Origin of the sequence: Streptomyces sp. NPDC058812 (assembly GCF_042744565.1) — a bacterium.
In the GTDB taxonomy this organism is placed as follows: Bacteria; Actinomycetota; Actinomycetes; order Streptomycetales; family Streptomycetaceae; genus Streptomyces; species Streptomyces thinghirensis.
Genome location: NZ_JBHYOB010000024.1, coordinates 58369 through 84561, shown reverse-complemented (window position 1 = coordinate 84561; position 26193 = coordinate 58369). Strand labels below are relative to the sequence as shown.

The 26193-nt window shown below is 70.7% G+C and carries 24 protein-coding genes; 10 read left to right on the top strand and 14 right to left on the bottom strand.

All coding sequences use genetic code 11. The features are described from left to right. Positions 1-15: 15 nt before the first annotated feature. Together ACFW48_RS34265 and ACFW48_RS34260 are read right to left on the bottom strand one after the other, a co-directional pair. Positions 16-1050, bottom strand: coding sequence for a GDP-mannose 4,6-dehydratase (locus tag ACFW48_RS34265; protein WP_386321879.1), 1035 nt, complete (start codon positions 1048-1050; stop codon positions 16-18). Then, complete coding sequence (locus tag ACFW48_RS34260) at positions 1047-2279, bottom strand: glycosyltransferase (RefSeq protein ID WP_386321877.1); 1233 nt, start codon at positions 2277-2279, stop codon at positions 1047-1049. Before ACFW48_RS34260 ends, ACFW48_RS34265 begins: the two co-directional genes overlap by 4 nt. Before the next feature lie 114 nt (positions 2280-2393). Here ACFW48_RS34260 and ACFW48_RS34255 point away from each other — a divergent pair, with 114 nt between their 5' ends. From ACFW48_RS34255 to ACFW48_RS34240, 4 genes are all read left to right on the top strand, one after another. Continuing rightward, the gene (locus ACFW48_RS34255; RefSeq protein ID WP_386321875.1) at positions 2394-3101 is read left to right on the top strand and encodes a response regulator transcription factor; all 708 of its coding nucleotides are present in this window, start codon (positions 2394-2396) and stop codon (positions 3099-3101) included. Next, on the top strand, positions 3098-4555 hold the full coding sequence (locus tag ACFW48_RS34250) for a sensor histidine kinase (RefSeq protein WP_386321874.1): 1458 nt from the start codon (positions 3098-3100) through the stop codon (positions 4553-4555). The genes ACFW48_RS34255 and ACFW48_RS34250 overlap by 4 nt, the downstream gene beginning before the upstream one ends. Positions 4556-5117: 562 nt before the next feature. Further along, a complete protein-coding gene (locus ACFW48_RS34245; protein WP_386321873.1) occupies positions 5118-5777 on the top strand; it encodes a TetR/AcrR family transcriptional regulator in 660 nt (219 codons plus the stop codon). A gap of 119 nt (positions 5778-5896) precedes the next feature. Then, positions 5897-6343 (top strand): hypothetical protein, encoded by a 447-nt coding sequence (locus ACFW48_RS34240; RefSeq protein ID WP_386321872.1) that lies wholly within the window; start codon positions 5897-5899, stop codon positions 6341-6343. Positions 6344-6409: 66 nt separating this feature from the next. Here ACFW48_RS34240 and ACFW48_RS34235 read toward each other — a convergent pair whose 3' ends face one another. The 6 genes from ACFW48_RS34235 to ACFW48_RS34210 all read right to left on the bottom strand — a co-directional run bounded on the left by ACFW48_RS34235 (position 6410) and on the right by ACFW48_RS34210 (position 13015). Continuing rightward, positions 6410-7879: a hypothetical protein gene (locus tag ACFW48_RS34235; protein WP_386321870.1), complete on the bottom strand. Its 1470-nt coding sequence runs from the start codon at positions 7877-7879 to the stop codon at positions 6410-6412. Positions 7880-8125: 246 nt separating this feature from the next. Then, entirely contained in the window at positions 8126-8980 is an 855-nt protein-coding gene (locus ACFW48_RS34230; RefSeq protein WP_386321868.1) for a DUF4394 domain-containing protein, read from the bottom strand. Positions 8981-9137: 157 nt separating this feature from the next. After that, positions 9138-9596: a MaoC family dehydratase gene (locus ACFW48_RS34225; protein WP_386321867.1), complete on the bottom strand. Its 459-nt coding sequence runs from the start codon at positions 9594-9596 to the stop codon at positions 9138-9140. Positions 9597-9656: 60 nt separating this feature from the next. Beyond that, positions 9657-11204: a long-chain fatty acid--CoA ligase gene (locus ACFW48_RS34220; protein ID WP_386321865.1), complete on the bottom strand. Its 1548-nt coding sequence runs from the start codon at positions 11202-11204 to the stop codon at positions 9657-9659. Between the two features lie 10 nt (positions 11205-11214). Further along, positions 11215-12087: an amidohydrolase family protein gene (locus ACFW48_RS34215; RefSeq protein WP_386321920.1), complete on the bottom strand. Its 873-nt coding sequence runs from the start codon at positions 12085-12087 to the stop codon at positions 11215-11217. Between the two features lie 16 nt (positions 12088-12103). After that, positions 12104-13015: an SDR family oxidoreductase gene (locus ACFW48_RS34210; protein ID WP_386321863.1), complete on the bottom strand. Its 912-nt coding sequence runs from the start codon at positions 13013-13015 to the stop codon at positions 12104-12106. A 208-nt stretch (positions 13016-13223) separates the two neighbouring features. Between ACFW48_RS34210 and ACFW48_RS34205 the strand changes: the two genes are divergently transcribed. Continuing rightward, complete coding sequence (locus ACFW48_RS34205; RefSeq protein ID WP_386321861.1) at positions 13224-13637, top strand: MarR family winged helix-turn-helix transcriptional regulator; 414 nt, start codon at positions 13224-13226, stop codon at positions 13635-13637. Between the two features lie 68 nt (positions 13638-13705). Here the strand turns inward: ACFW48_RS34205 and ACFW48_RS34200 are convergent, their stop codons facing one another. Then, positions 13706-14167, bottom strand: a complete 462-nt coding sequence (locus ACFW48_RS34200) for a DUF3237 domain-containing protein (protein WP_386321859.1) — start codon at positions 14165-14167, stop codon at positions 13706-13708. A 216-nt stretch (positions 14168-14383) separates the two neighbouring features. On the opposite strand from ACFW48_RS34200, the gene ACFW48_RS34195 reads away from it, so the two are divergent. Together ACFW48_RS34195 and ACFW48_RS34190 are read left to right on the top strand one after the other, a co-directional pair. After that, positions 14384-16033 (top strand): ABC transporter substrate-binding protein, encoded by a 1650-nt coding sequence (locus tag ACFW48_RS34195; RefSeq protein ID WP_386321858.1) that lies wholly within the window; start codon positions 14384-14386, stop codon positions 16031-16033. A gap of 29 nt (positions 16034-16062) precedes the next feature. Beyond that, on the top strand, positions 16063-17511 hold the full coding sequence (locus ACFW48_RS34190; RefSeq protein ID WP_386321857.1) for an amidase: 1449 nt from the start codon (positions 16063-16065) through the stop codon (positions 17509-17511). A 109-nt stretch (positions 17512-17620) separates the two neighbouring features. Here ACFW48_RS34190 and ACFW48_RS34185 read toward each other — a convergent pair whose 3' ends face one another. From ACFW48_RS34185 to ACFW48_RS34165, 5 genes are read right to left on the bottom strand one after another with little or no spacing between them, the layout of a single operon-like run. Beyond that, positions 17621-18409, bottom strand: a complete 789-nt coding sequence (locus ACFW48_RS34185) for an ABC transporter ATP-binding protein (protein ID WP_386321855.1) — start codon at positions 18407-18409, stop codon at positions 17621-17623. Then, a complete protein-coding gene (locus ACFW48_RS34180) occupies positions 18402-19397 on the bottom strand; it encodes an ABC transporter ATP-binding protein (RefSeq protein WP_386321853.1) in 996 nt (331 codons plus the stop codon). Before ACFW48_RS34180 ends, ACFW48_RS34185 begins: the two co-directional genes overlap by 8 nt. After that, positions 19394-20251, bottom strand: coding sequence for an ABC transporter permease (locus ACFW48_RS34175; protein WP_386321851.1), 858 nt, complete (start codon positions 20249-20251; stop codon positions 19394-19396). The genes ACFW48_RS34180 and ACFW48_RS34175 overlap by 4 nt, the downstream gene beginning before the upstream one ends. Further along, the gene (locus tag ACFW48_RS34170) at positions 20248-21198 is read right to left on the bottom strand and encodes an ABC transporter permease (protein ID WP_386321849.1); all 951 of its coding nucleotides are present in this window, start codon (positions 21196-21198) and stop codon (positions 20248-20250) included. The genes ACFW48_RS34175 and ACFW48_RS34170 overlap by 4 nt, the downstream gene beginning before the upstream one ends. Then, positions 21195-22883 carry a CocE/NonD family hydrolase gene (locus tag ACFW48_RS34165; protein ID WP_386321848.1) on the bottom strand — a complete coding sequence of 563 codons (1689 nt, stop codon included), beginning with the start codon at positions 22881-22883 and terminating at the stop codon, positions 21195-21197. Before ACFW48_RS34165 ends, ACFW48_RS34170 begins: the two co-directional genes overlap by 4 nt. Before the next feature lie 97 nt (positions 22884-22980). Here ACFW48_RS34165 and ACFW48_RS34160 point away from each other — a divergent pair, with 97 nt between their 5' ends. The 3 genes from ACFW48_RS34160 (at position 22981) to ACFW48_RS34150 (ending at position 26169) form a co-directional block, all read left to right on the top strand. Further along, positions 22981-23547 (top strand): TetR/AcrR family transcriptional regulator, encoded by a 567-nt coding sequence (locus ACFW48_RS34160; RefSeq protein WP_386321846.1) that lies wholly within the window; start codon positions 22981-22983, stop codon positions 23545-23547. Positions 23548-23666: 119 nt separating this feature from the next. Further along, on the top strand, positions 23667-25379 hold the full coding sequence (locus ACFW48_RS34155; RefSeq protein ID WP_386321844.1) for an amidohydrolase: 1713 nt from the start codon (positions 23667-23669) through the stop codon (positions 25377-25379). 31 nt (positions 25380-25410) lie between these two features. Next, positions 25411-26169, top strand: coding sequence for a LuxR C-terminal-related transcriptional regulator (locus ACFW48_RS34150; protein WP_386321842.1), 759 nt, complete (start codon positions 25411-25413; stop codon positions 26167-26169). The last annotated feature ends 24 nt before the right edge of the window (positions 26170-26193 follow it).

Genomic DNA, 26193 nt, shown 5'->3' with positions numbered 1-26193 from the left:
GGCCGCTCGGGTCTGTCAGACGTCGTAGCGGTCGGTGGCGAAGAGACGGAGGTTGTCGGCGACCCAGTCGGAGGTGTGCCGGAGCCCTTCCTCCAGCGAGACCTCCGGCTGCCAGCCGGCCCAGTCGCGGGCACGGGAGTTGTCGGAGAGCAGGCGCTGCACTTCGCTGCCCGCCGGGCGCAGCCGGGCGGGGTCGACGACGATCTCGGCGTCCCGCCCGGACGCGGCGATGAGTGCCTCGGCCAGGTCGCCGACGGAGATCTCCTGGCCGGTGCCGAGGTTGACGGCGTGCCCGACGGCCCGGTCGCAGGCGGCCAGGGCGAGGAAGCCGGCGGCGGTGTCGGTGACGTAGGTGAAGTCCCGGGTGGGGGCGAGTGAGCCGAGGCGGATCTGCCTGGTGCCGGAGTGCAGTTGGGACAGGATCGTGGGGATGACCGCGCGGGCGGACTGCCGGGGGCCGTAGGTGTTGAAGGGGCGGACGACGGTGACGGGGAGTTCGAAGGCGTGCCAGTGCGACAGCGCCGTCATGTCGGCGCCGATCTTCGAGGCCGAGTACGGCGACTGCGGCTGCAGCGGGTGGTCCTCGCTGATCGGTGCGGTGCGGGCGGTGCCGTAGACCTCGCTGGTGGAGGTGTGCACCAGGCGGCGCACCGCGTGCCGTCGGCATGCCTCGGCGACGTTCTCGGTGCCGACGACGTTGGTCTGGACGTAGGCGCCCGGGGATTCGTAGCTGTAGGGGATGCCGATGAGGGCGGCGAGATGGAAGACGGTGTCGCAGCCGGCCACGGCGTCCATCACCCGGCCCGCGTCGCGGACGTCCCCGGCGAGCGTCTCGACCGGGCTGTGCGGGTCGGTGAAGTGGTGGGCGAGGTGGCCCTTCTCGGCGTACGGCTTGTAGTGGACGAACGCGCGTACCTCGGCGCCGCGGGCGACGAGGAGGTCGACCAGGGCGGAGCCGATGAATCCCTCGGCTCCGGTGACCAGGACGGTGCGTCCGGTCCAGTCGAAGTCGGCGGGGGTGGGCGGGGCGGGGGTCCGCGGGATGGTCATGCCGGGGTCTCCGTGTCGGTGTGGTGTGCGGGCAGGGGTGAGTGGCCCGGGTGGGCCGGGCCGCCCGGGAGCGGTGCCGTTCGGCCGGACAGGCGCAGGACGTGCGCGGCCAGCAGGTCGGCGGCTCGGGCGTGGGTGCCGGGGTGGGCGGCGGCGGCCATGGCGGCCAGCCGGGACGGCTCGGCCAGCAGCGGCTCGACCAGGGTGGCCAGCCGGTCGGCGTTCGTCTCGGCGTCGGGCAGCAGCAGGCCGGCGCCGACGTCGGTGAGGACGCGGGCGTTGTGGGTCTGGTGGTCGCCGGGGGCGTACGGGTAAGGCACCAGGACGGCGGGGGTCCGGGTGGACGCCAGTTCGGCGACGGTCGACGAACCCGCTCGGCACACGGCCAGATCTGCGGCTGCGTACGCGAGGTCCATCCGGTCGAGGTAGGGGACGGCCGTGGCGACGCGGGCGGCCCCGGACTGGGCCAGCTGCCGCCGGGTGTCCTCCAGCGCGGCCGGACCCGTTTTGATCAACAGGTGGACGTCGGTGCGGTGTCGCCAGTGCCGCGCGAGGCCGGTCGCCGCGGCGGTGAGCCGGGCGGCGCCCAGGCTGCCGCCGTTGACCAGCACCAGCCGGCCGTCGCCGGGGACGCCGAGTGCGTGCCGGGCGGCGGCCCGGAGTCCCGGGCGGTCCAGGGCCGCCAGCTCCGCGGCGATCGGCATGCCCACGGTGTTGGCGTGCCGGCCGCGGGAGAGGTGTTCCCGGGACTCGTCGAAGGCCAGGGTGATCCGGTCGGTCAGCATGGCCGCGAACCGGTTCGCGCGGCCGGGTACCGCGTTCGACTCGTGGATCACGCTGGGCAGACCGGCCATCCGGGCCCCGACGATCACGGGTGCGCTCGGGTAACCGCCCATGCCGACCGCGACCTGCGCGCCCTGCTCGCGCAGGATCGCCCGGCACTGGGCACCGGACCTCGCCAGCGCGGCGGGCAGCAGGAAGCGTTTCGCGCCCAGCGACGGATCGAAGGGGATCATGTCCACGGTGTGCAGCCGGTAACCGGCCTCGGGGATGAGCCGGGTCTCCAGCCCGCGTGTCGTGCCGACGAACGAGACCTCGGCATCGGGTACGGCGCGCCGCAGCGCGTCGGCCAGTGCCAGGCCGGGATAGATGTGGCCGCCCGTGCCGCCGGCGCCGATCACCACCGACAGGCGGGACTGGGGTGTTCGCGGTATTCGCGGTGTCCTCATGGAGGGTCACGCTGCTGACGCGCTCTAAGAGAGATCTAAGAAGCGGCGCCCTCGGACCGGCGCTTCGCTGCGGGGCCGCCACGCTGGTCGGACGGCATAAGAGGGCTCTCAGAAATGCTTTGGCAGGCTGGTGCCGTGGCGAAGCGAATTCTGGTGGTGGACGACGAGCCGGAGGTGCGGGCCGCCGTCGAGGACGGCCTGACCGTCGAGGGGTACGCGGTACGGGGCGCCGCCGACGGTCTGGCGGCGCTGTCGGACGTGGCGGTCTGGCAGCCCGACGTGATCGTCACCGACGTTCTGATGCCGGTGCTGGACGGCCTGGGGCTGTGCCGTCGGCTGCGTGCGATCGGGGATCGTACGCCGGTTCTCGTGCTGACCGCGTTGGACGCGGTGAGCGAGCGGGTCGACGGGCTGGACGCGGGCGCCGACGACTATCTGGTCAAGCCCTTCGCGCTGGACGAGCTGACCGCCCGGGTGCGGGCGCTGCTGCGCCGGGCCGCCCCCGAGGGCCCGGACGACGGCGGCCGCCTCGCCTTCGCCGACCTGGAGGTGGACCCGGAGACCCGCACCGGATGGCGCGGGGGGCGTGCCATCGAGTTCAGCCACACGGAGTTCGCGCTGCTGGAGCAGTTGCTGCTGCACCCCGGCCAGGTGCTGCCGCGCGCGGTGCTCTTCGAGCTGGTCTGGGGCCGCGACTTCGGTCCCGACTCCAACTCCCTCGCGGTCTACGTGGGCTACTTGCGGCGCAAGCTGGAAGCGGGTGGCGAACCGCGCCTCGTGCACACGGTGCACGGCGTGGGGTACCGGCTGGACGCGGCATGAGCGGGCCGGAAGGGTCCGGCGGCGGAGGGTCGTGGCGTGCGCTGCTCGGCCGGCTGCGCGACCGCGCGCCCCGTCGGCTGCGTACCCGGCTGGCGCTGGCGGCCTCCGCCGCGGTCGCGCTCGTCGTGGTCGGTGTGTGTACGGCGGCCTTCCTGGTGCTGCGCTTCAAGCTCCACCAGCAGCTCGACCAGAGCCTCGCCCAGTCTGCGAACCTCGTCGCACGCCAGGAACAGGTCTCGGCTCCGGGTGTCGTCCGGGCGGAGTGCCGCTACCTGGGCGCTCCGGCCTGCGCGCAGATCGTCCCGCGAGACCCCGCCGACGATCCCGCCGAGCCCTACGCCCTTCCGGTCTCCGACGGGACGCGTGAGGTCGCGGCCGGCCGGCGGGAGCCCTCGTACCGCGCCATCACCGTCGCCGGTCATCCGGCCCGCATGCTCACCACCACCTACGGTGACGGCAGAGCCGTGCAGGTGGCGCTGCGTTCCGACGTGGCCGACCGGGGCGTGCGCCAGGCGGCCTGGCTCCTGGTGGCCGTGGGGGCGGCCGGTGTCCTCGCGGCGGGCGGCCTCGGCTACGGCGTCGCGCGCACGGGGCTGGCACCGGTCACCCGGCTGACGGCCACGGCGGAACGGGTGGCCGCCACCCGGGACCCGCGGCACCGCATCACCTTGCCCGGCCCGGCGCCCCGCGGCCCTGCCCGCGACGACGAGATCACGCGGCTCGCGGCGACGTTCAACACGATGCTGGAGGAGCTGGACCGCTCCGTCACCGCCCAGCGGCGGCTCATCGCCGACGCCTCCCACGAACTGCGCACCCCGCTGACCGCCCTGCGGACCAACGCCGAACTCCTCGCCCTCGCCGACCGGCTGCCCGTGGACCGGCGGGAGCGGGCCGCCGGCGCGCTGGTGCGTCAGCTGACGGACGTCACGAACCTGGTGAACGACCTGATCGAGCTGGCCCGCGACGAGGAACCGCGTCCGCTGCTCGAACAGGTCGATCTGGCCGGCCTGACCCGGCACGCCGTGGACACCGCCCGGGAACGCTGGCCCCAGGTCCGTTTCGACCTCCGCACGACCGACCGGGCATCCGGCGTCCTGCGCCCCGGCATCCCCTCCCGACTGGCCCGTCTGCTGACGAACCTGTTGGACAACGCGGCGAAGTTCAGCCCGCCGGGCGGCGAGGTCGAGGTGGTGGTCGACGACCGGGAGCTGACCGTCCGGGACCGCGGGCCCGGTGTCGCACCCGGGGACCTTCCCCACATCTTCGACCGCTTCTACCGCGCCCCCTCGGCCCGCTCGCTGCCCGGTTCCGGACTGGGGCTGGCGATGGCCCGCCAGATCGCCCGCACGCACGGCGCCACGCTCACCGCGGAACAGGCTCCCGGCGGCGGTGCGCTGTTCCGCGTCTCCTTCGGTCCCTGGCCGGAAGCCCCGCGTGCGCGGGTCACAGAGTGAGGCCCGCTCCGTGGGGGAAGACGGGATCGGCCGTGTCGCTCGGGACGTCGACCTTGCCGGAGACCTCGTCCTCGCTGTGGCCGAGGCGGTCCAGGAGGAAGTGGACCCGGTAGCTGGTGACGCAGGAGACGCCTGCGAAGACCAGGAAGCGGCTGGCGAAGTTCCAGGCGAGGTCCGGGTGCCGCTTCGGGCCGACCCCTGGCCGAGGGCGGAGCCCCGGTCGTCCTCCGGGACGATCTGCGCGACGCGCAGCGCGAGCGTGACCATCACCGGTGTCAGCAGCGAGAGCATCACGCCGAACTGGGCGAAGGCGAGGCCGAGAACCAGCCGCGCGGGGGCCGGCTGAGGGGTGCTGAGGGGCCGGGGCGGGGGGCTCGGCGCCCGGCGCGGCGTCGGGGATGACGGCCATGACGGCTCTCCAGAGGGGAGGGGGACGGCTTCCCCGCCGTCCGGCGACCACACCGCAGACGCAGACGCAGAAACAGAGTAGTCAGTAGGTTTTATGAGTCGCTTGAACCACACTCCATGAGGGCTTGCCGGAACGCGGATTAAGGTGATGGACATGGACCGCACCCAGGGCGCCAAGCCCCGTAGATCCGCAGCCCGCGGCAGTTACGCGGTGGGCGACGAGCGCCGTGCCCGCATCCTCGACGTCGCCGTCGAGCACTTCGCGCAGTGGGGCTTCCACGCCTCCTCGCTCGCGCGGATCGCCAAGGACGTCGGCATCACCCAGGGCGGTCTGCTGCACCACTTCCGCGGCAAGGAGGACCTGCTCGTCTCGGTCCTGCGGCACAGCGACGAGCAGGACGCGGCGCGGTTCTTCACCCGGGAACCGCAGTCCGCCGTCGAGGCCTTCGAGGCGCTGGTCGACCTCGCCGAGCACAACGCGGCGCGGCCCGGCCGCACCAGGATGTTCAATGTCCTGGCCGCGGAGGCGGGCGAGCGCGGCCATCCCGCTCACGGCTACTTCCTCCGCCGCTACGACACGGTGATCGGCAAGATCACCAAGTCACTGCGCACCGCCGTCGATCGCGGCGAACTCGAACGGGACACCGACTGCGAAGGCCTCGCCGCGGAGATCGCCGCCGTCATGGACGGGCTGCAGTTGCAGTGGGCGCTCGCCCCGGGGTCGTACGACATGGCGGGCCGACTGCGGACCTACCTCGACCGCTTGCTGCGCGGCGTGACCGTCGACGGCTCCGGCCTGCCCGCCCACGCCTGAAGCGCTCGCGCGTCGACGCCCGCCTCCGTGACGGCGTGCCACCGTCTGGGCGGGCGTGGTCTGCGGGGCATAGCCTGCGGCACAGTGTCACGTACGTCAGCTGTCTCAGGAGGTACCGCATGCCTCAGCTTGTGACGTCTCGGGAGTTGGACGTCATCGTGGACCACCGGCTGTTCGGCCTGGTCGACGAGGAGGGCCAGGAAGGCGAGCGGCCGGCGTCGCCGCGGTCGGTCGGCAGTTTCGTCAGTTCCAACGCCACCATGCTCTACATCGGGTCGGACGCGGACATTCTCAACGCGCGGTTGCGGCTGGAGGCATGGGACGGACCGGCGACCGCCTTCGCGGACGAGTGGCCGTCGACGGAGGTCTTGTCGCTGGACCTCCCCTCGGGCCGGTTCCTGGTGGACGAGATCGCCGCCGGAGGCAAGTCGGACGTCTTCCGGCTCCCGCATGCCGGCAGGTGGCGGGCGCGGGTGGGGTGGCGGGAGAACGCCCCTGCCCCGGACGGCGGCTTCGCGGAGCCGGGCGGCTGGGCACTGGTCCAGTTCTGGCCGGACGCGGGCTGAGACGGACCGATCCGTGTGCGGGGCCCGGCCTCGTCGGCCGGGCCCCACACGACCACCGCTCAGCGGTCAGCGGATGGGGATGTGGAACGCGTCCTGGTCGAGCAGCCGGTCGACGTCGTACCAGCGGCCGAGGCGCCGCCCGGCTTCCTGGTTGACCTCACTGTTGACCCATCGCGCCGAGTAGTGACGCTCGTACTGGGCGCCGCCGTACGGTTCGTTGGGGAACAGGTGTCGTCCCGCGCCCTCGTAGGTCGAGGCCATGGGGTACTCGTCGCAGTCGTACGGACCCTGGTTCTCCGGAAGGGTCGCCTTGAGGTCCTGCATCGCCTTGGTGGCGCAGAAGTTGCGGACGATGCGGCGGTTCTCGTCGTACCGGAAGCTCTGCTTCTCTCCCTTGGCCTGTGCGAGACGGTGGATCGGGTCGCCAGGTGTGCCGCCGGCCAGGTGCTTGTCCGCCTGCGTGGGCATCGTGGCTCCAGGGTTGGCCCGGGCGTCTTCCAGGTGGATGGCGACGCCGGCCACCTCCGCGTCGGACTTCGTGTAGGACATGCCCGGCACCGCCCGGTCGAACACGGACCCGAGCTTGTGCGACTGGAGGTACCACGCCGAGTCGAACCGCATGCCGCCTTCGGGGCTCTCGGTATCGATGATCTGGAAGTACCAGGGCAGATCGAACTCGTACTCGATGTGGAACACGCCGGTGGCGATCTGCTCCCCCCACAGCGGGTCGGAGCTGATCGCCTGGGAGGCGATGTCGAAGTACGCCTCGTCGTTCACGCGCCACTCGTTGATGGTCTTCTCGGTCTCCTCGTTCTCGTGCGCGTAGCAGGCGTGGTCGTCGTTGAGGTTGGAGTCCTCGTCGGTGTAGGTGCCCTCGCACTCGATGGCGGCACTCAGGTCCGCTCCGGAGCCGGCGAACGGGCCGGTGGTGACGATGTTCTCGACCTTGAGCCGGAAGTCCGCCCAGCGGAAGTTGGGATGGTCCTCGTGTCCGCCCACTTTGCCGTAGCCGATCAGCGTGTTCGTCGAGGAGTAGACGCCGCTGATTTTGCATTGCGGCGGGAAGAGCCCGCATTCGAAGGCGGGCATGAACAGCAGGTGCTTCTGGCAGTACGAGTAGCGGTTCTTGATCCACCCGGCGTCCTGCGATGCCGCGTCGGAGTTGGCGCCGCACTCCTCCCAGTTGGTGTAGTCGTAGATGTCGGCCGGGATGCGGCCGTTCGGGAACCGTGAGGAGTCCACCACGTAGCTCGCCGGGTCCGCGGCGAGGGCCGCCTTCTTCGACATCTGTGAAGGGCCCGCGGACGTCGACGGCTTGATGCCCAGCCGGTCGAGATTGCCGCGCTTCGTCACTTCCTCGACGAGTTTCTCCGGGTCGGCGATGAGCGCCGGGTCGGATATCACGTACGGGGTGATCTTGTAGGTGGTCTTTCGGTCTTCCTGCGGGCTCTGCGCCTGGGCCGGCAGGGCGCCGACCAGCAGCAGAGCCGCGGCGGCCAGACCTGTGAAGGCCGCCTTGAGGCGTAAGGATGTCACTGCGCTGTTCCCCCTGTGAGTGCAGTAGGCGTGCGATACGCCAGTACAAACCCACGGAATGATCGTGTACAGGTCAAGTACGGCCAATGGTCCGGCACAGCGGACTCGCCCGAGAGCCAGCTCAACGCCTTTCGCACTGCGTGTCCGCGTGTCCGAAAAGCAGGGGACCGATCGGGCCCGGGGACGGCCCGCGAGACTCTGATCAAGGTCTCGCAGGCCGCCTCCTGCCATGCCCGAGTGGTGCGGCTACCTCTGGTCGACCGGTAGGGCCAGGTCGGTGACCTGGTACTTCTTCGGGAACGCGCCTATGTCCGTCGCCTTGCCGGCCAGGATGTCCACCCCGTACAGGCGGTAGGTACCGGCCGAGCCGATGGCGGCGAAGCCGTGGTTCATGCCCGTGGCCGGGCTGTAGTAGATGTCGAAGCCGGCGTCCAGGCCCGCGTCGACGCCGAGGTTGCCGGTGGGAGCGTGGGTTCCGGCGTTGGCCGGAGACTGCAGCGAGATCCGGTCCGCCATAGTGTCGAGGTCGAACAGAGTCGTCGCGGTCCCCGCGCTGAGGTCGTTGTTGGTGTAGGCGGCGCCGGTGACCCCCACGGCGGTGGACGGCGGGCTCGTCGGGTTGGTGAGTGTGCCGTCGACGGTGGTGGTTCGCGGGGCCGCCGGGTCGTCGATGTTGTGCCGCAGGTTCTGCCCCGTGTCGGAGATGACCCGCAGCCGGTTCGCGGCCGGGTTGAAGTCCACACCGAAGGCGGTGCCGGAGAGCGCGACCGTCAGCTGGGAGGCCTTCGTCGCTTTGGCGTTCATGGTGTTGAGCGTGTAGATGCCGCCCTTGTCACCGACGCCGTACAGCCTTTCGTTCTGGACCCGGAAGTCGATTCCTACGAGCCGGGTGTCCCGGGACAGACCGGAGACCTTCCCCAGCGACCAGGCCTTGGCCGGCTTGTCGACGTTGAACTCGACCAGACGCTGGTCGCTGGTGAGACCGATCGCGGTCAGTTCTCTGTGCGAGGACGCGGCCGGCGTGCCCGGGGCTGCGAGTGCCGGGACGGCGCACAGGGCGGCGAGGACCAACCCGGCCGTCGCGACAGTACATTTACGCATCTCTTGTTCCCTCTCAGGAGGCCTCGGTCTGAATCGCCGAAGGCTCTGAAGGGGATCCGTCGCCGGCCGCTGGGCGGACTGGCGGCGACCGCGAGGGCCACCCGTCTGGCCCCCGTCCGCGTACAGCGCGTGATCTGTGCTTCGGGGCCGGCAGACGTCAGGCGTAGTGGCGGTACACGGCCTGGGCCACGCAGGCGGGCTTGTCGCTGCCTTCCGTCTCCACGGTGAACGTCAGCGGCATCTGGACACCGTTGCCCTTGACCTCCTGCACGGCGCCGACGGAGCCGTGCAGGCGGATCCTCGCCCCGACGGGGACGGGGCTGGGAAAACGGACCTTGTCCAGGCCGTAGTTGACGCTCATCGATACGCCAGTGATGCCCAGCAGCTCACCGAAGAGCGGGATGATGAGGGAGAGGGTGAGGTAGCCGTGGGCGATGGGGCCGCCGAAGGGACCCTTCTCCGCCTTCTCCGGGTCGGTGTGGATCCACTGGTGGTCGTCGGTGGCGTCGGCGAAGGTGTTGACCCGTTCCTGGGTGATCTCTCGCCATTCGGTGCGGCCGAGGTCGGCTCCGCTGAGGGACTTGAGCGCGTCGAGGCCGTTCGCGGTGGTGGGCATGAGGGTTCCGTTCCTCTCGGTGGGGCGGGCATGGGTGAGGCGGGCCGGCGGAGGCGCGTCCTACGGGCGGAAGCGATGGCCGGCGGAGGCGCTCGCGTAGCGGTCGCGCACGACGGGCTTGACGATCTTCCCCGAGGCCGTGCGAGGCAGGGTGTCCGTGACGACCACGGACTTGGGGATCTTGTACTTGGCGAGCCTGCCCCGCAGGTGGCCGAGGATGTCCGGCTCGTCGGCGACGGCTCCGGGCTTCAGGACGACGACGGCGCGGCCCACTTCGCCCCAGGTCCGGTCGGGTATGCCGATGACCGCGCATTCGCTGACGGCCGGGTGGGTGAGGAGCATGTCCTCGACCTCCGCCGGATAGACGTTCTCGCCGCCCGAGACGAACATGTCCTTGACCCGGTCGACGATGTAGGCGAACCCGTCGGCATCGATACGGGCGACGTCGCCGGTGCGCAGCCAGCGGCCGTCGGTCAAGGCGGCCTCGGTGTCGGCGGGCCGGCCCCAGTAGCCGGTCATGACGTTGGGGCCGTGGACGAGGATCTCGCCGCGGTCTCCGGGTTCGGCGTCGCGTCCGTCGGGCAGCACCACGCGGGTGTCGGTGAAGAAGTGCGGGACTCCGGCGGAACCCGCCTTGGCCGCGGCCTCCGCCTTGTCCAGGAAGAGGACTCCGGGGGACGCCTCGGTCATGCCATAACCCTGGCTGAAGGCCAGTCCGCGGGCGAGGTAGGTGTCGATGGTGCGGGTGGGCACCGGTGCGCCGCCGCAGCTGACGGTGCGCAGGCTGGACAGGTCCGTCGTCGCCCAGCGGGGCAGGGCAGCCATCGCGTCGTACATCGTGGGGACGGCGAACATGTGGGTGACGTGCCGGTCCTCGATGGTCTCCAGCACCCGCTCGGCGTCGAACGCGCCGAGCAGCACCACCCTGCCGCCCTTGAGGAGGGTGGGCAGGCACGTCATGTTGAGACCCGCGGTGTGGAACAGGGGCGCGACGACCAGGGTCACCTCGTCCGCGGCGAGGTCCGTGTCGACGAGGACATTGACGCTGTTCCAGGTGATGTTGGCGTGGGAGAGGACCGCTCCCTTGGGCCGGCCGGTGGTTCCGGAGGTGTACATGATCATGCAGGGGTCCTCGGGGGCCACGGTCTCGTCCAGGGGGTCGGTCCCGCCGGCCGTGAGCAGTTCCTCGTAGCCGAGGGCGCCGTCGCCGGGCCCGTCGAGCGCGACGCGGTGACCTACGCCGGCCTGGCCGGCGGCGGCGCGGGCGGCGTCGGCCTGCTCCGGCGCGTGGACGAGGACGGTGCTGCCCGAGTCGGACAGACCGTACGCCAGTTCCGGGGCGGCCAGCCGGATGTTGAGCGGGACGAAGACCGCACCGAGTACACCGGCCGCGAACAGCGTCTCCAGGAAGGCGGGGTGATTGGGCCCCAGGTAGGCGATCCGGTGGCCGCGTTCCACGCCCAGTGCGCGCAGGGCGTGGGCGAGGCGCAGGACGCGCTGGTGCAGTTCGCGGTAGGTCCAGGTGCGGTCCTCGTGGACGAGGGCGGTCCGGTCGGGTGTCTTGCGGGCCCGGCGGGCCGGCCACGAGCCGATGCCTTGGTTCAACACGGCGACTCCTTCAGTCCCTGGTCAGACCGAGCAGACGGGCGGCGTTCTCCTTGAGGATCTTCGGCCGGACCTCGGGCTTGATGTCGAGCTTCTCGAAGTCCGCCAGCCACCGGTCGGGGGTGATGACCGGGTAGTCGGAGCCGAAGAGGACCTTGTCCTGGAGCAGACTGTTGGCGTAGCGCACCAACTGCGGCGGGAAGTACTTCGGCGACCAGCCGGACAGATCGATGTGGACGTGCGGCTTGTGCGTGGCCACGGCGAGGGCCTCGTCCTGCCAGGGGAACGACGGGTGCGCCAGGATGATGCGCAACTGCGGGAAGTCCACGGCCACGTCGTCGACGAGCATGGGGTTGGAGTACTTCAGCCGTATCCCGCCCCCGCCCGGGACGCCGGCGCCGATACCGGTCTGGCCGGTGTGGAACAGGGCCGGCACGCCGAGTTCCTCGATGGCCTCGTACAGCGGGTAGGCCATCGGGTCGTTGGGTGAGAAGGCCTGGATGCTGGGGTGGAACTTGAAGCCCCGTACGCCGTGCTCCTCCACCAGGCGGCGCGCTTCCCTGACTCCGGCCCGGCCCTTGTGCGGGTCGATACTGGCGAACGGGATGAGCACGTCGGCGTGGGCGGTGCAGCTCTCGGCGATCTCCTGGTTCGAGATCCTCGGGTGCCCGGTGGCGTGTTCGGCGTCCACGGTGAACACCACGGCGGCCATGCGGCGTTCGCGGTAGTGGGCGGCCATCTCGTCGATCGTCGGCTGCCGGTGGCCGTGCGCCTTGAAGTACTCCTCCGAGGCACCGAACAGTTCGGGGCTGAGCGCCCCGTGGCCGTCCTTGGACACCTCGGCATGGGTGTGCACGTCGATGGCGGTCAGCCGGTCGAGATCCAGGGTGAGGTCGCCCATCTCAGGCCCCCGGCGCCTGCGGAGCCGGAATGCCGTACGTCTCCGGCTCGGCGCCGACACCGCCGGTCCACTCCTCGGCGATGGCGTCGGCGCTCCAGCCGCCGTCGGCGAAGGCCACCGCCTTCTCCTTGGGGTGTGCCCACAGCGCCAGCCGGTCACCGCCGATACCGATGGCCTGCCCGGTGATGCCCTTGGAGGCGTCCGAGGCCAGGAAGGTGATCAGCGAGGCGACGTCCTCGACCGTGCCGAGGCCCTCGTCCCTGCGCACCCAGTCCGGCAGCGGATCGCCGGTGCGCTCGGCCTCCTCGATGACCGGCGCGAACGCCGGGACGGTCTTGGTCATCTCGGTGGCCGCGACGGGCACGACGGCGTTGACCGTGATCTCGGCCCTGGCCAGCTCCATCGCCCAGGTCCGCGCCATCGCCACGATGCCCGCCTTGGCGGCGGCGTAGTTGGTCTGACCGAAGTTGCCGCGCTGTCCGGCCGGCGAGGAGACGAGGACGAGACGGCCACCGGTGCCCTGCTCCCGCATGCGGGTGGCGGCCGCCCGGGCGCAGGTGAAGGTGCCGCGCAGGTGGACGCGGACGACGGCGTCGAAGTCGTCGTCGGTCATCTTCCACAACACGCGGTCACGCAGGATGCCGGCATTGGTGACCAGCACGTCCAGGCGCCCGAATTCCCGCACCGCCGCGTCCACCAGCTGCTGAGCCGCCTCGCTGTCGCCCACGGCCGCCACGACACCGGCCGCCTTGCCTCCTTCCGACGTGACGGTGGCGACGGCGGCGTCGACCGCGTCCTGGTCGACATCGTTGACGACGACGGCGGCTCCCGCCGCGGCGAGCGCCCGGGCGTACCCGAGCCCGAGGCCGCGTCCGCTGCCCGTGACGACGGCGACTTTCCCGTGCAGATCCATGGAGGGTGCCTCTCGTGTGGAGGGGAGGAGATGTACGTCCGGCGCAGGCCGGGATCGACAGGAATCCTGATGAACAACAGCCTTCAGTCTGGTAATCAACAGGATTCCTGTCAATGCCCTAGGGTGAGACGTACCGCCGCACCGGCGGTATCCAGCGCAGGAGCCACCCGGAGGGCCCCGCCCGGACCATCACCACAGGAGGACCAACGTGAGCCCTTCGCTGCTCTACCTGGTCAAGAGAACGGAGTTGGCGGTGCGCGCCCGCCTGGACGAGCTGCTCAAGCCGGCGGGCATCACGGCGTTGCAGTACACCGCCCTCACCGTGCTGGAACGGCACGACGGCATCTCCGCCGCGCAACTCGCCCGCGACTCCTTCGTCACCGCCCAGACCATGGCCGACATGGTCCGCGCGCTGGAGAAGCGCGGCCTGATCCGCCGCGAACCCAACCCCGACAACCGCCGCGAGCGCCTGATCCTGCTCGCCGACGCGGGACGCCGACTCCTGGCCGAGTACGCCGAGCCGGCCCGCGGACTCGAGGAGCGCATGGTCGCCGACCTGAACGCCGAGCAGGTCGACCTGTTCCGGGACGCCCTGAATCACGCGTGGCGGTCACTTTCCTGAGCCGCGTGTGCGACAGACGCCGCCGGTGACCGGTGCGGGCACACCGGTCACCGGCGACACGACCGCCGCTACCTGAGCGCGTACATACGGATGGCGACGACATCCTCGCCCTCCGGGCGAGCGAGGCCGACGAAGACCGTCTCGGCGAGCCAGCGGTGAGCGGGTGCGTCCGTACGGAAGACCGGTGACGTCCGGTAGTAGTGACCGGCCTCCGTGACCTGCAGGTCCCCGTCGAACTGGTCCGGACTGTCGGCCTTCGGCCGGTAGTAGCCACGGTTGACGATGTCGATCACGGCACCGTCGTCGGCCTGGAGCAGATAGCGCGCCTCCAGCTCACAGACCTCCCCCCGCGTGCTGCTCCAGTCACCGCCACCGGGCAGCACCTTCCCGCGCAGGAGAGGCCCGTCCACGCTGCCTCCGACGATGGGCGTGAACTCGGCGACCTCCCCGTCACCGTGGCCGATGTGCAGCGTGCCGGTCACTTCGGCACGGATCTCGAAGGCGAAGACGAGGGCGGGAGTGAAGGACATGGCACTTCTCCGATTCTCCAGGCGGGATGACGTGCTCATTCAGCGTGCGTGATCGTCGTGCAGCGCTCTTGACTCGTTAGCTCACCAGATGCAAGCGTGTTACGCAACAGCGTTATATGACGTTCGTTTACGACGGTCCGCCGACAGTCTCACCTCCCCGTCGCGGGCCTCCCCCTTCCCTTTCCTTTCTCACTCCTCTCGGCAAGGAGCATCGCCATGGCTGCGAAAAATCGAGTGCTGACGGGGCTCGTGGGCGTGGGGCTGCTGGCCTCGACGGCATGCACCAACTCCTCGAACGGAGCCGGCGAAACACCCGGGAGCGCCGACCGGCTCACCACCACCACCGAGCCCGGGACCGCCGAGGTCGACCGCGTGACCTGGGCGCTTCCCTACGGCGAGCCCACGACCCTGGACCCCGCGAAGGTGGGCGACTACTCACCCCAGACGGTGGGGGCGAACCTCTGCGACACGCTGACGCGGATGAACGCCGACTTCTCACTGAGCCCCGGACTCGCCCGGAAGGTCAGCTGGACCGACGACCGCACCCTGGTGCTCGACCTGCGCTCCGACGTGAAGTTCTGGGACGGCTCCCCGATGACGCCACAGGACGTGATCCACAGCCTCGAACGGCAGCGGGACCCGAAGACGCAGGCGCTCTACGGGAACTACCTCGCGGCCGTGACGTCGATCAGGGCCACCGGCCCGCACCAGGTGACCCTGCGCACCAAGACCCACGACCAGACCCTGCCCAAGGCACTGTCGACCTCGTTCGGCGCGGTGAACAAGAAGGCGTACACCGAGAAGGCGGGTTCCGCCTACGGCAGCGCCAAGGGCGGCCTGATGTGCACAGGACCGTTCGAGCTGGGTTCGTGGAAGTCCGGCGACAGCATCACCCTCGAACGCAACGACGCCTACTGGGATACCGGGCTCCAGCCCAAGGCGGCCGAGGTCACCTTCAAGTTCATCACCAACAGCAACACGCTCACCAGCGCGCTTCTCTCCGGTGAGGTGGACGGCACCTACGAACTGCCGCCCAGCAGCGCCACCGCGCTCGCCAAGGCCGGCAGCGGCACCATCCACCTCGGTCCCTCCACCCAGAACGTGCTGCTGATCCCCGCCAACGGGCAGTCGCCCGCCGCCGACCGCGCGCTCCTGGACGCCCTGTCGCACGTCATCGACCGCGAGGCACTGATCAGGAACGTCTTCGGCGGCGACGCCACCACCCTGAAGTCACTCGTCCCGCCGCTCACCTGGAGCGGGGACGAGGCGGCCGCACAGTACGACGCCGCCTACGAGAAGCTGCCCGCCGCACCGAAACCGGACGTGGAGCGGGCGAAGCAGCTGCTGGAGCAGGCCGGTCCGGTCTCCCGGCCCTTGGTGGCCGCCATCCCCGCCGGTGACCAGCGTGGTCTGCAGGCGCTGACGTTCCTCCAGGCCGCGGCCAAGAAGATCGGCGTCGACATCGAGATCAAGCAGCTCCAGCCCACCGAGATGTCCTCCCTCTTCTACGACCCCTCGGTCCGCGAGGGCCTCGACCTCGTCCTGACCTTCGGATATGTCAGCATGCCGGACCCGGCGTCCTACGTGGCCGAGAGCGTCACCCCCCGTGGCCTCTTCAACTGGACGAACTACGACAACCCCGACGTGACCCGGCTCCTCGACCAGGCACGCACCTCTTCCGACCCGGCGGCGACGGCCAAGGCGTACGCCGAGGCCCAGGCCCTCTTCACCCCCACCACCCCGGTGGTCTACCTGGCCACCACGCACGAACGGATGTTCATGAACAAGCGCCTCAGCGGCGCACCCACGTCATTCGCCTACATGAGCATGCCATGGGCCGCCCACCTCGGCGGCACCGGCAAGTGACCCGCATACCCTCATCACAGGAGACAACGATGACCGACACTCCGGGCGGCAAGCCGCTGTGGGACCGTTCGGCTGCCGAGCTGGCCGCCGGAATCCGTGCGAAGGACTTCTCCGCGACCGAGGTCGCCCAGGCCTTCCTCGCGCGTATCGAGGAGACCAACCCGGCGCTCAACGCCCTGGTGGACATCCGTCCCGAGGAAGCGCTGGTGCAGGCCGCCGCTGCCGACGCGGCGGTCGCCGCGGGCGGTGAGCTGCCCCCGTTGCTCGGTGTCCCGGTCTCCACCAAGATCAACACCTCGCTGCGCGGATACGCCAGCTCGCACGGCGTCGCGGCCTGGGCCGGCGCCGTCGCCCAGGACGACGCCGTGTGCGTCGCCGGTCTGCGCGAGGCCGGGGCGACCCTGCTCGGCCGCAGCAACAGCCCGGCCTTCGCCGTGCGCTGGTTCACGGCCAACGACCTGCACGGCAGGACGCTCAACCCGTGGCACTCCGGCCACACCCCGGGCGGCTCCTCCGGAGGGGCCGCCGCCTCGGTCGCCGCCGGGATGACCCCGATCGCGCAGGGCAACGACATCGGCGGCTCCGTCCGCTTCCCCGCGTACTGCTGCGGCGCCGTCGGCCTGCGCCCCACCGTGGGGCTGGTCTCCGGTGTGGAGCCGCGCGGCGCGGAGGAGTTCGACAGCCCGATGTCCTTCCAGACGATGGCGGTGCACGGGCCGCTCGGCTGGACCGTCGACGACGTCCGCCGCGGTCTGCACGCCATGGTGACCCCGGACCTCAACGACCCCGTGGGCCTGCCGGCACGCCCGCCCCTGGGCGAGCCCGGCCCGGTCAAGGTCGCGATCGTCCGCGACGCGGGACTGGCCAAACCGCACCCCGCCGTGAACGCCGCCATCGACGACGCGGCCCGCTGGCTCGGCGAGGCCGGCCACGAGGTGGAGGAGATCGAACTGCCGCTGCTCGGCGAGGCCGCCCGGCTGTGGTCGCTGCTGCTCTACCAGGAGTTGCGGACGATGATGTCCGAGATCGAGCGGTTCGGTGACGATTCCGTACGCGTCTCGCTCATGTCCTCCTTCGCCGCGGCCGCGGAGATCTGGGGCGAGCATCCCAGCCTCACCGAGTACATCAAGGGTTACGCCCGTCGCGGCACCCTCATCAGCCGCCTTCAGCGGTTGCTGGGCCACGACCGCATCGTGCTCACGCCGGTCTGCGCCGAGCCGCCCTTCGAGCAGGACGCGGATCTCGCCGGCGACGCCCGGCTGAGCGAGCTGCTGGCCGCGCAGTGGCCGATGCAGGCGGTCCCGGTGCTCGGCTTCCCGGCGATGTCCGTCCCGACCGGCATCAGGGACGGGCTCCCGTCCGGCGTGCAGCTGATCGGCGGACGCTTCCAGGAGGACCTGCTGCTCCACGTCGCCTCGGCGATCGAGGCCCGGGCTACACGGACCCGGCCGTCGTTCGCCGGCAGACAGACCGGCTGACTCTCCTCGTAACTGCCTGGCCTCCGGTCCGGGAAGAAGACGTCTGCCCCGCCCCTTCCGGGGCGGGGCGAACGTCTTCTCGCGTCGAGGCATGCTTCGCGTGCCCCCGTCAGGCGGCAGCTGTGCCCGCCCTTCTCCGCGGTCTCCAGCCCGGCTTGGGAACGGACTCGATCAGACGCTGGGTGTACGGATCCTGTGGGCTGCCGAGGACGGTTGCGACCGGACCGTGCTCGACGGCCCTTCCCGCCCGCATCACCAGCACGTCGTCACTGATGTGCCGGACTGCCGCGAGGTCATGCGTGATGAACAGCAGGGCGGTCCCGGTGTCCGCGCGGATCCGCGCGAGCAGGGCCAGGATCTGCGCCTGGATGGAAACGTCCAGGGCCGCGATCGCCTCGTCCAGGATCAGCACCCGCGGCTCGGCCGCCAGTGCGCGTGCGATGGCGACGCGCTGACGCTGTCCGCCCGACAGTGCCTTGGGCAGGGAACGCGCCTGCCGGTCGTCCAGGCCCACCATGTCGAGCAGCTCCTCCACCCGGTCCCAGAGCTGGTCCGAGGGCAAGCGCCGGTGCAGCAGGACCGCCTCGGCGACGGCGTCGCGCACACGCTGGCGCCGGTCGAGGGACGAGTAGGGGTCCTGGAAGACCATCTGGATCCGCCGGCCGCCGGCGCGTCTCTCGCGCGATCGTGTCCGTCCCGGCCGCCGCTCGTCGCCCGCGACGACGACGTGTCCGCCGCTGGGTGTCTCAAGTCCGGCGATCATGCGGGCGGTGGTCGTCTTGCCGGAGCCCGACTCGCCGACGACCGCCAGGGAGCCGCGCTCCGGGAGCGAGAAGGTCACGTCGTCCACCGCGACGAAGTCGCCGAACACCTTCCGCAGATTGCGCACTTCAAGCATGTCTGCCGGCCTCCTCGGGCGAGTACGTGTGGGGGAAGTGGCAGGCCGCCGTGCTGTCACCGGCGGAACGCGGTAGCGGTCGGTCGCTGCGGCACAGCTCCCGCACACGGGGACACCGGGCGCTGAAGGCGCATCCTCGGGGCACCTCGAATCCGGACAGGGGCCTGCCGGAGATGGAACGCAGCTCCGCGTCGGCGGTGTCGACCGAGGGGCGGGAGGCGAGGAGGGCTCTCGTGTACGGGTGTGCGGCACAGCCTCGCAACCGGTCGGCGGGCAGTTCTTCCACCGTCGTGCCCGCGTACATCACCGCGACCCTGTCGCACACGGCGGCCGCCAGTTCGAGGTCGTGGGTGATGAACAGCATGGCGAGCCCGCGGGCTTCGCGGGTCTCCCCGATGATGGCCATCACCTCTTCCTGCGTCGTGACGTCGAGCGCGGTGGTCGGCTCATCGGCGAGCAGCAGCCGCGGTTCGGCGGCGAGCGCGGCGGCGATCATGACGCGTTGGAGCAGGCCGCCCGACAGCTCGTGGGGCCGTTGCCGCATACGCCGCTCGGCGTCGGCGATGCCGACTTCCCGCAGGATTCCCGCGACTTTCGTGGTCGCGGCGGCGACCGGAACACCGCGTGCGGTGGTCAGCCCCTCCACGAGGAAGTCGCCGACGCTGCGGGCCGGGTTGATGTGAGCTCTCGGGTCCTGGAACACCATGGCGACATCGGCGGCACGGAACGCGCGCAGGCGCTCCGGTTTCATGGCCGGTACGGACTCCCCCGCGAACAGCAGGTCTCCGTGGATGCGCGCGCCCTTCGGCAGCAGTCCCAGTACCGAGCGTGCCGTCAGGGACTTGCCCGATCCCGACTCGCCCACCAGAGCGACGGCCGTTCCCTCCGGGATGCTCACGTCGGCGCGGTGGACGACGGTGCGCACGGCCCCGTCGAGGGGCAGGTCGATTCTGAGCGCGTTGATCTGGAGCAGCGGTGGTGAACTCATGCGTTCTCTCCGAGCAGACGTCGGGACAGCCCGGTTCCCAGCAGGTTGAACGCGACGACGACGACCAGGATGGCGAGGCCCGCGTACAGCGACTGCTGTGGATGACCGGCGAGGATCGAGGGGGATCCGTTGGACACCATCAGCCCCCACTCCGGGTCCGGTGGCTGGCTGCCGAGTCCGAGGAAGGAGATCGCGGCGACGTCGAGCAGGGCGTACCCGAAGCCGATGGTGGCCTGGACGAGGACGAGCGGCAGCAGGTTCGGCAACAGGTGCCGCAGCCAGATGCGAGTGGTGGGGGCGCCGAGGAGCTGCAGTGCCGATACGTACGGCAGGTTGCGTTCCTTCATCGCGGCCGATCGGACCACGCGGGTGATCAGGGGCAGGTAGGCGATCGACAGGGCCACGATCGGCGCGGTGAGCCCCGCTCCGAAGACGGCCGCGACGAGGACGGCCATGATCAGGCCCGGGAAGCCGAACACGACGTCCAGAGCGCCCGAGACGAATCGGTCGATCCAGCCGCCGAACCAGGCGGCGGCCAGTGCGAGGAGGGTACCGAGTGTCGTGGAGACGGCTATCACCACGGCGGGGGCGGCCAGGCTGGCCCGGGTACCGGCGATCAGCCGGGACAGGATGTCGCGTCCGGTGTCGTCCGTGCCGAGCAGATGGGCCGCGGACGGACCGGCGTTGACATTCAGCGGGTCGACGGCGTTCGGATCGTGCGGAGCGATCAGCGGCCCGACCACGGCCAGCAGGACGAACAGGGCGACGACGCATCCGGCACCGAGCGTCAGGTGGTCCCGGGGGCGTCTGCTCCGTGGCTCGGTGGTGGTCCGGGTGAACAGGGCGGAAGTCATCGGGCCCCCTTCTGTGCGGCTCGGGGGTCGAGTGCGACGCTGACCAGGTCGACGGTGGTGTTGATGACGACGAACACGACCACGAAGATCAGTGACACGGCCTGGACCACGGCCATGTCCTGCTTGGAGGCCGCCTCGATCATGAGAGCTCCGAGTCCGCCTGTGCCGAATGCCTGCTCGGCGACGGCGGCGGTGGCGATGAGGCCGGCGATGCCGACGCCGGACACCGCGAAGACGGGGGCCGATGCGTTGTGCAGCACGTGCCGTCTGATCACCGTCCATTCGGGCACGCCGCGGCTGCGTGCGGTCTCCACGTGCTCCGAGCGTGTCTCCGCGCGGACGGCGGTACGGGTCACCTGGGCGACGTAACCGATCCAGGTCATCGCCAGCGCGAGGGCGGGCAGCGTCAGGTGGGAGAGGGTGCCGGTCAGGCCCTCGCCGGAGCCGTAGACCGGGAACCACGGGAGCTGGACGGCGAAGAGCCAGATGAGCAGGACCGACATGATGAAGGTCGGCACCGCCATCGCGCCCGCGGTGAGGGCCGTGGTGAGCGATTCCGTGCGGCCGCCGCGCAGCGCGGCGACGGTGCCGATGGCGGTGCCGACGGTGAGGACGAGGACGGAGGCATACCCGACGAGGGCAAGGGTGTCGCCGGCCCGCGCGCCGATGAGGTCGGCGACGGAGTCGCGGTAGACAAGGGACTGTCCGAAGTCACCGTGCAGGCAGCCGCTCAGCCACTGCCAGTACCCCTGGATGAACGGATCGTCCAGGTGGTACTCCTGGCGGATCCGCGCCAGGACCGCGGGGTCGGGGTCGCGGCTGCCGCCGACGAGCAGGGTGGCGGGGTCTCCGGGCGTGAGGAACATGGCGCCGTAGATCGCCAGGCTGGAGACGAGCACGGTCACGACGAGCATGCCGAGCCGGGTGACGAGGAAGCGGAGGTTCATCTGGGGTCACCTCCTTCGCCGCTCGCGGGCAGGACGGTCAGGCGCAGACGGGAGGGGTGGGCGGGACCGGTCCGGAGCGTCTGCAGGCTCGCCTTGGGAGCGGTCGTGAGCCATGGGCTTTCCAGTGAGCCGGAGTTGGGCAGGTGGTTCGGGAAGTCGCTGCCGGCGATCATCAGGGCGAGTCGGTGACCCGGGCGTACTCGGTAGCCGGTGTGGCCCAGGGCGATCTCCACCTCCCTGGGCCCGTCGGCCTGCGCACAGCCGCGCACGATCAGGCGCGCCGTGCCGTCCGGTGCGAGATCGAGGAGGCGCACGAACACGTCGAACGTCGGTGCCGTGCTCTCCACATGCAGCACCGCGTGCACGGGCCCGGCGAGGTCGAGTGGTGTACCGGAGGCGGTGCTCGTGAACACGAGGACGTCGTCCCGGTCGAGTGTGCGGCGCTCGTCGGCGTGGTCGCGCAACTGCATGAAGGTGTCTGCCGCGGCCGACGGCACGAGATCGTCCGGGTCGTAGCGCCACTGGGCCGACTCCGGTCCGTCGGCCGCGTCCGGGGCGAGCTTCCCACCGGGGGCCGTGCCGGCCGCCGCGGCCGGGTCCGTCAAGTACAGCTCGGTGAGGGTGGCTTCGGGCAACGGCCAGGTGGAAGCGGTGCGCCAGCCCTCGTGGCCGAGCTTCCAGCGCACGCGGGGCAATGACTCGGGCCGGGCGACGCCTTTGAGGAAGACGTCGAAGAACTCGACGGCAGGACCTGTGTAGGAGTCGAGCATGCGCTCCAGGGCGGCGTCGTCGACCAGGTGGTCGGCGTCGCGTGGCACCGGGGCGTTCTCCAGGAAGTAGTTCTCGTGGTCGATCGTGTCGGCGATCAGATACTGCACTGCCGCCCACCCGGGACGCCGGGCCAGTTCGGTGTAGTCGCGCATGTGGGCGATACCGAGGTTGTCGAACCAGCCCACGCAGTGCAGGACGGGCACCGGTCGCGCCTCATAGGGATGAGGCCCGTTGTACGGAGCGAGGGGGATGCCGCCGACGACGAGGTCGAAGCCGGCCGAGCGCTTGCCGATCGCGGCGAACGCCTCGTCGTACGCGGCGACGAGCGGACGCCTCGTGAGATCGACGTCGAACTCATAGGTGTCGCCGTCCGTCCAGACCTGCGCCTGATAGGTGGCTCCTTCCAACCACAGGGGCTGCGGGCCGGAGCCGGTGTCGTAACTGGCGACACCAGGGCCGTTGTTGGTGCAGGTGACCCGGGGGACGATCGCGCGGAGAGCGGGATGCTGGCTGGAGACCGCCGACCACTGGGTGAATCCGTAGTAGGAGTCGCCGAACATCCCGACGGTCCCGTCGGACCACGGCTGGCGGGCGATCCATTCGAGGGTGTCGTACCCGTCGTCCACTTCTCCGGTCCAGCCGAGCGTCTGACCCTGCGAGCGGAACTTGCCGCGGACGTCCTGGACCACCACGACGTAGCCGCGCGCCGTGAAGCGTTCCGCGATCCGGTCGAAGAAGACGTACCGGCTGTTCTTGTCGTACGGCAGTCGGGCCAGCACGCTCGGTGCCGGACTCCCTGGGTCGGCGCCGTACACATCGGTGGCCAGCAGCACTCCGTCACGCATGCGCACCATGTGCTGCTGCGCGTGCGACGGGACGGGCTCCGGGGTGACGCGCTGGATGGCAAGGCTCATGAGGCCTCCACGGAAGCAAGGTGAAAAAACAACGTGATATAACAGAGTTGCATTTAGCTTGTTCAGCGTCAACCCCCCTCTGAGCTAGGTTGCTGCCATGCCGATCGACGTCGACGAAGTCCAGCGCCGCAAGGCAATCGCCCAGGCGACCCTCGCTGTTGCCGCCCGTGAAGGGGCGAGTGCGGTCACCATCCGTGCCGTAGCCAAGGAGCTCGGCGGCTCCACCGCGATGGTCACCAACTACGTGCCGACACGGACAGCTCTGATCACCAACGCCGTCCGCGCGGCCGAGTCCCGGTGGCGGACCGACCTGGAAGCCCGCCTGGGCGATCTGGTCGGCGTGGATCGGCTGCGGGCGACAGTGGAGTGGCACCTCAGCACGGAACCCGAGGACCTGCTGTTGCGGACACTCTGGGTCGAGATGCTCTCGTCGGCGCACAACGACCCCGCCGAGGTCGACCGACAGGAACCGCGTGAGACACGCCAGGAGTTCCTCGAAGCGTCGACGGCCGCGGGAATCGCGGATGCCGGCCTGGCCGCCGACGTCCTGTCGCTACTGACTCGCGGCTACTACGTCTCCACCATGGAGGAACCGGCCTACTGGACACCGGAGCGGGCCACCCGGGTGGCCAGGGCAGTCGTGGACGCCCTCATCGACGACTGAGAAGGCCTGGTGCGCATCGGTGAGATGACCGATGTGCGCGAGGCGTGGCTGTCGTCATAGTCCTCGGGAGATCGTTCGCGGGCGGCCGTTGTGCGCCCGGTTTTCGAAAGGGACCTTCCATGGACACGTATGCGGATCTGGTGTTTCTCGGCGGACGGGTGGTCACGGTCGACGCGGAGTTCTCCGTCGCCTCGGCCCTGGCGGTGACTGGCGGGACCATCAGTGCCGTCGGTGGGCGGGACGACGTCGCGCCGCTCGTCGGTCCCGGTACCCGGGTGATCGACCTGCGCGGGGCAACGCTGTTGCCGGGTATCAACGACTCCCACCTGCACGGATGCGCGTTCGGCATGGCGACGCCACCGCTCTCCGTCGACCTCGGCCATCCTGCCGTGTCCTCCCTCGCGGACGTGGCCGAGGCGGTGCGGGTGGCCGTCGGGCGAGCCCCGGGCGGGCGGTGGATCACGGGGCACGGCTGGGACACCGGTTACCTGCAGGAGTGCGTCTCCGATCCGTCGCGGCTGCCCTCGCGGTACGACCTGGACGACGTGAGCCCGGACCACCCCGTCGTCCTGTACTCCTTCTCCGGGCACGCCACCTGGGTCAACGCCAAGGCGCTGGAGCTCATCGGGATCGATCGGCACACCGTGGCGCCGCCCGGCGGGGCCATCGTCGTGGACGAAACCGGGGAGCCGACCGGACTGCTCCACGAGGGCGCCCAGGCCCTCGTCCAGAACGCACTGCCGCCGCTCAGCCGGCAGGAGCGGACCGACGCGATCAGGTCGACCCTCGCCACACTCGCCCGGCTCGGCGTGACCAGTTACACCGAGCCCGGGCTCGGCCCCGGTGGCGACGGCATCATGCGGGGCGCGCTCGGCGCGCAGACCCTCGACGTCTACCGTCGGCTGCTGGCCGACGGAGAACTGACCGCCCGCGTAGGCGTCCTGCTCCTGCCCACCGGAATGGCCGGCACCGCCGAGGAGTTCACCCGCGTCCTCACCACCCTCGGCGCATCCGGAGAGTCCGGCGACACCGATCCGCGCCGCCTCGCCGTCCACGGGGTCAAGGTCTTCGCCGACGGCGTCGTCCCCAACAAGACGGCCTGGATGAACGAGCCGTACGTCGGCGGCGGCTGCGGCTCCCTGTGCGTCGGCGGCGAGAACGACACCGAGCGGACCGCCGGGATCGACACCATGATCCGGCGTGCCCACACCGCCGGATACCAGTTGGGCGTCCACGTCACCGGCGACCGGGCCGTCGACACCGTCACGGACGCCTTCGCCGCGGCCGTGGCCGAGTATCCGCGACCCGACGCCCGCCACTACGTCATCCACGGCGACTTCCTCACCGCCCACAGCATGAAGGTCCTGGCCGCGCACGGCTTCGGCGTCAACATGAACCCCACCATCAAGTGGACCGTCGCCGACATGGAAGAGGAGTTCGTCGGTGCCGAACGGGCCGCGTACGCGTGGCCCTACCGTGACGCCATCGACGCCGGCGTGCGGGTCGCGAGCGGGTCCGACGCCCCGGTGACGTTCCCGGACTGGCGCCAGGGCGTCGCCACCATGGTGCTGCGCGAGTCGAAGGCCACCGGCCGGGTCAGCGGCCCCGAGCAGCGCATCGGCCTGGCCGAGGCGATCCGTACGTACACGATCGACGCGGCCTGGCAGGACTTCGCCGACGACTGGAAGGGCTCCCTGGAGCCGGGCAAGGTCGCCGACCTCTGCGTACTCGACGGGGACCTGCTCGGCGCCGACCCCCACGACATTCCGGAGATGCCCGTGGTGTTCACCGTCGTGGAAGGGCGGGTCGTGCACGACATCCTCCGCGATTGACGTATCCCGGGCACGTGATCATCCTTGGTGGATGGCAGCGGAGCGGAGCACGGCGGACATCCTGGACGCGGCCGTCCACGTCCGTGCGGCCGCCAGGAGCGCCACCAGCGGCGCGACCGGCGTCGGCGCGGTCCTCGCGGCGCTGTCGGAGGTGATGGCGTACGACCACGCCTCCCTGGCCCGGTGGGATCCGCTGCGCCGACGCCACACCACCCTGGCGGGAAGCTACCCGGACGACGCCACGACCTACATCGAGACCCGTCTCCATCACGACCCCGTGTTCCCCGTGCTCCGCGGCCCTGCCCGGGGCGGCCTCTGGCTCAGGGATGTCCCCGGGCGACTCCTGGCCGCCTCCCCCGGCTTCCAGGGGGTGCTGCGTCCCCTGGGTGTCGAGGACGGTGTGGCCCAGTGCCTGTTCGCCCCCGACGGCCGGTACGTCGGCATGCTGAACGTCAGCACCCGCCGTCCACGGCGCACGTCCGATCCGGCGCGCGCCGTGGTCACCCTGCTCACCGAGGCCCTCGCCGCGGCCGTCGGCTCCCCGGCGTGCGCACCTCCCCAACGGGTCGCCGCGGACGCGCGGCGGCCCGGCGGCCTCTCGCCCCGGGAACTCCAGGTGCTGGCCGAACTGACCACCGGCCGCACCAACCGTGAGATCGCCGAGCGGCTCTACATCACGCCGCGCACCGTGGGGACCCACATCGAGCACATCCTCGCCAAGCTCGACCTGCCCAACCGCGCGGCCGCCGCCGCCAGAGCCGCCGCCTGGGGCATCGAACCCTCCGGCTGAGGCACCTCCGCCGGCGGTCCCGAG

What these genes read in the sequence shown, in the direction of transcription:
- ACFW48_RS34190 (WP_386321857.1), top strand. Translation starts at nt 16,063, where the DNA reads ATGACCGACACTCCGGGCGGCAAGCCGCTGTGGGACCGTTCGGCTGCC.
- ACFW48_RS34260 (WP_386321877.1), bottom strand. Translation starts at nt 2,279, where the DNA reads ATGAGGACACCGCGAATACCGCGAACACCCCAGTCCCGCCTGTCGGTG.
- ACFW48_RS34150 (WP_386321842.1), top strand. Translation starts at nt 25,411, where the DNA reads ATGGCAGCGGAGCGGAGCACGGCGGACATCCTGGACGCGGCCGTCCAC.
- ACFW48_RS34175 (WP_386321851.1), bottom strand. Translation starts at nt 20,251, where the DNA reads ATGACTTCCGCCCTGTTCACCCGGACCACCACCGAGCCACGGAGCAGA.
- ACFW48_RS34225 (WP_386321867.1), bottom strand. Translation starts at nt 9,596, where the DNA reads ATGCCCACCACCGCGAACGGCCTCGACGCGCTCAAGTCCCTCAGCGGA.
- ACFW48_RS34195 (WP_386321858.1), top strand. Translation starts at nt 14,384, where the DNA reads ATGGCTGCGAAAAATCGAGTGCTGACGGGGCTCGTGGGCGTGGGGCTG.
- ACFW48_RS34160 (WP_386321846.1), top strand. Translation starts at nt 22,981, where the DNA reads ATGCCGATCGACGTCGACGAAGTCCAGCGCCGCAAGGCAATCGCCCAG.
- ACFW48_RS34180 (WP_386321853.1), bottom strand. Translation starts at nt 19,397, where the DNA reads ATGAGTTCACCACCGCTGCTCCAGATCAACGCGCTCAGAATCGACCTG.
- ACFW48_RS34240 (WP_386321872.1), top strand. Translation starts at nt 5,897, where the DNA reads ATGCCTCAGCTTGTGACGTCTCGGGAGTTGGACGTCATCGTGGACCAC.
- ACFW48_RS34230 (WP_386321868.1), bottom strand. Translation starts at nt 8,980, where the DNA reads ATGCGTAAATGTACTGTCGCGACGGCCGGGTTGGTCCTCGCCGCCCTG.
- ACFW48_RS34185 (WP_386321855.1), bottom strand. Translation starts at nt 18,409, where the DNA reads ATGCTTGAAGTGCGCAATCTGCGGAAGGTGTTCGGCGACTTCGTCGCG.
- ACFW48_RS34265 (WP_386321879.1), bottom strand. Translation starts at nt 1,050, where the DNA reads ATGACCATCCCGCGGACCCCCGCCCCGCCCACCCCCGCCGACTTCGAC.
- ACFW48_RS34255 (WP_386321875.1), top strand. Translation starts at nt 2,394, where the DNA reads ATGCTTTGGCAGGCTGGTGCCGTGGCGAAGCGAATTCTGGTGGTGGAC.
- ACFW48_RS34170 (WP_386321849.1), bottom strand. Translation starts at nt 21,198, where the DNA reads ATGAACCTCCGCTTCCTCGTCACCCGGCTCGGCATGCTCGTCGTGACC.
- ACFW48_RS34155 (WP_386321844.1), top strand. Translation starts at nt 23,667, where the DNA reads ATGGACACGTATGCGGATCTGGTGTTTCTCGGCGGACGGGTGGTCACG.
- ACFW48_RS34245 (WP_386321873.1), top strand. Translation starts at nt 5,118, where the DNA reads ATGGACCGCACCCAGGGCGCCAAGCCCCGTAGATCCGCAGCCCGCGGC.
- ACFW48_RS34165 (WP_386321848.1), bottom strand. Translation starts at nt 22,883, where the DNA reads ATGAGCCTTGCCATCCAGCGCGTCACCCCGGAGCCCGTCCCGTCGCAC.
- ACFW48_RS34200 (WP_386321859.1), bottom strand. Translation starts at nt 14,167, where the DNA reads ATGTCCTTCACTCCCGCCCTCGTCTTCGCCTTCGAGATCCGTGCCGAA.
- ACFW48_RS34250 (WP_386321874.1), top strand. Translation starts at nt 3,098, where the DNA reads ATGAGCGGGCCGGAAGGGTCCGGCGGCGGAGGGTCGTGGCGTGCGCTG.
- ACFW48_RS34210 (WP_386321863.1), bottom strand. Translation starts at nt 13,015, where the DNA reads ATGGATCTGCACGGGAAAGTCGCCGTCGTCACGGGCAGCGGACGCGGC.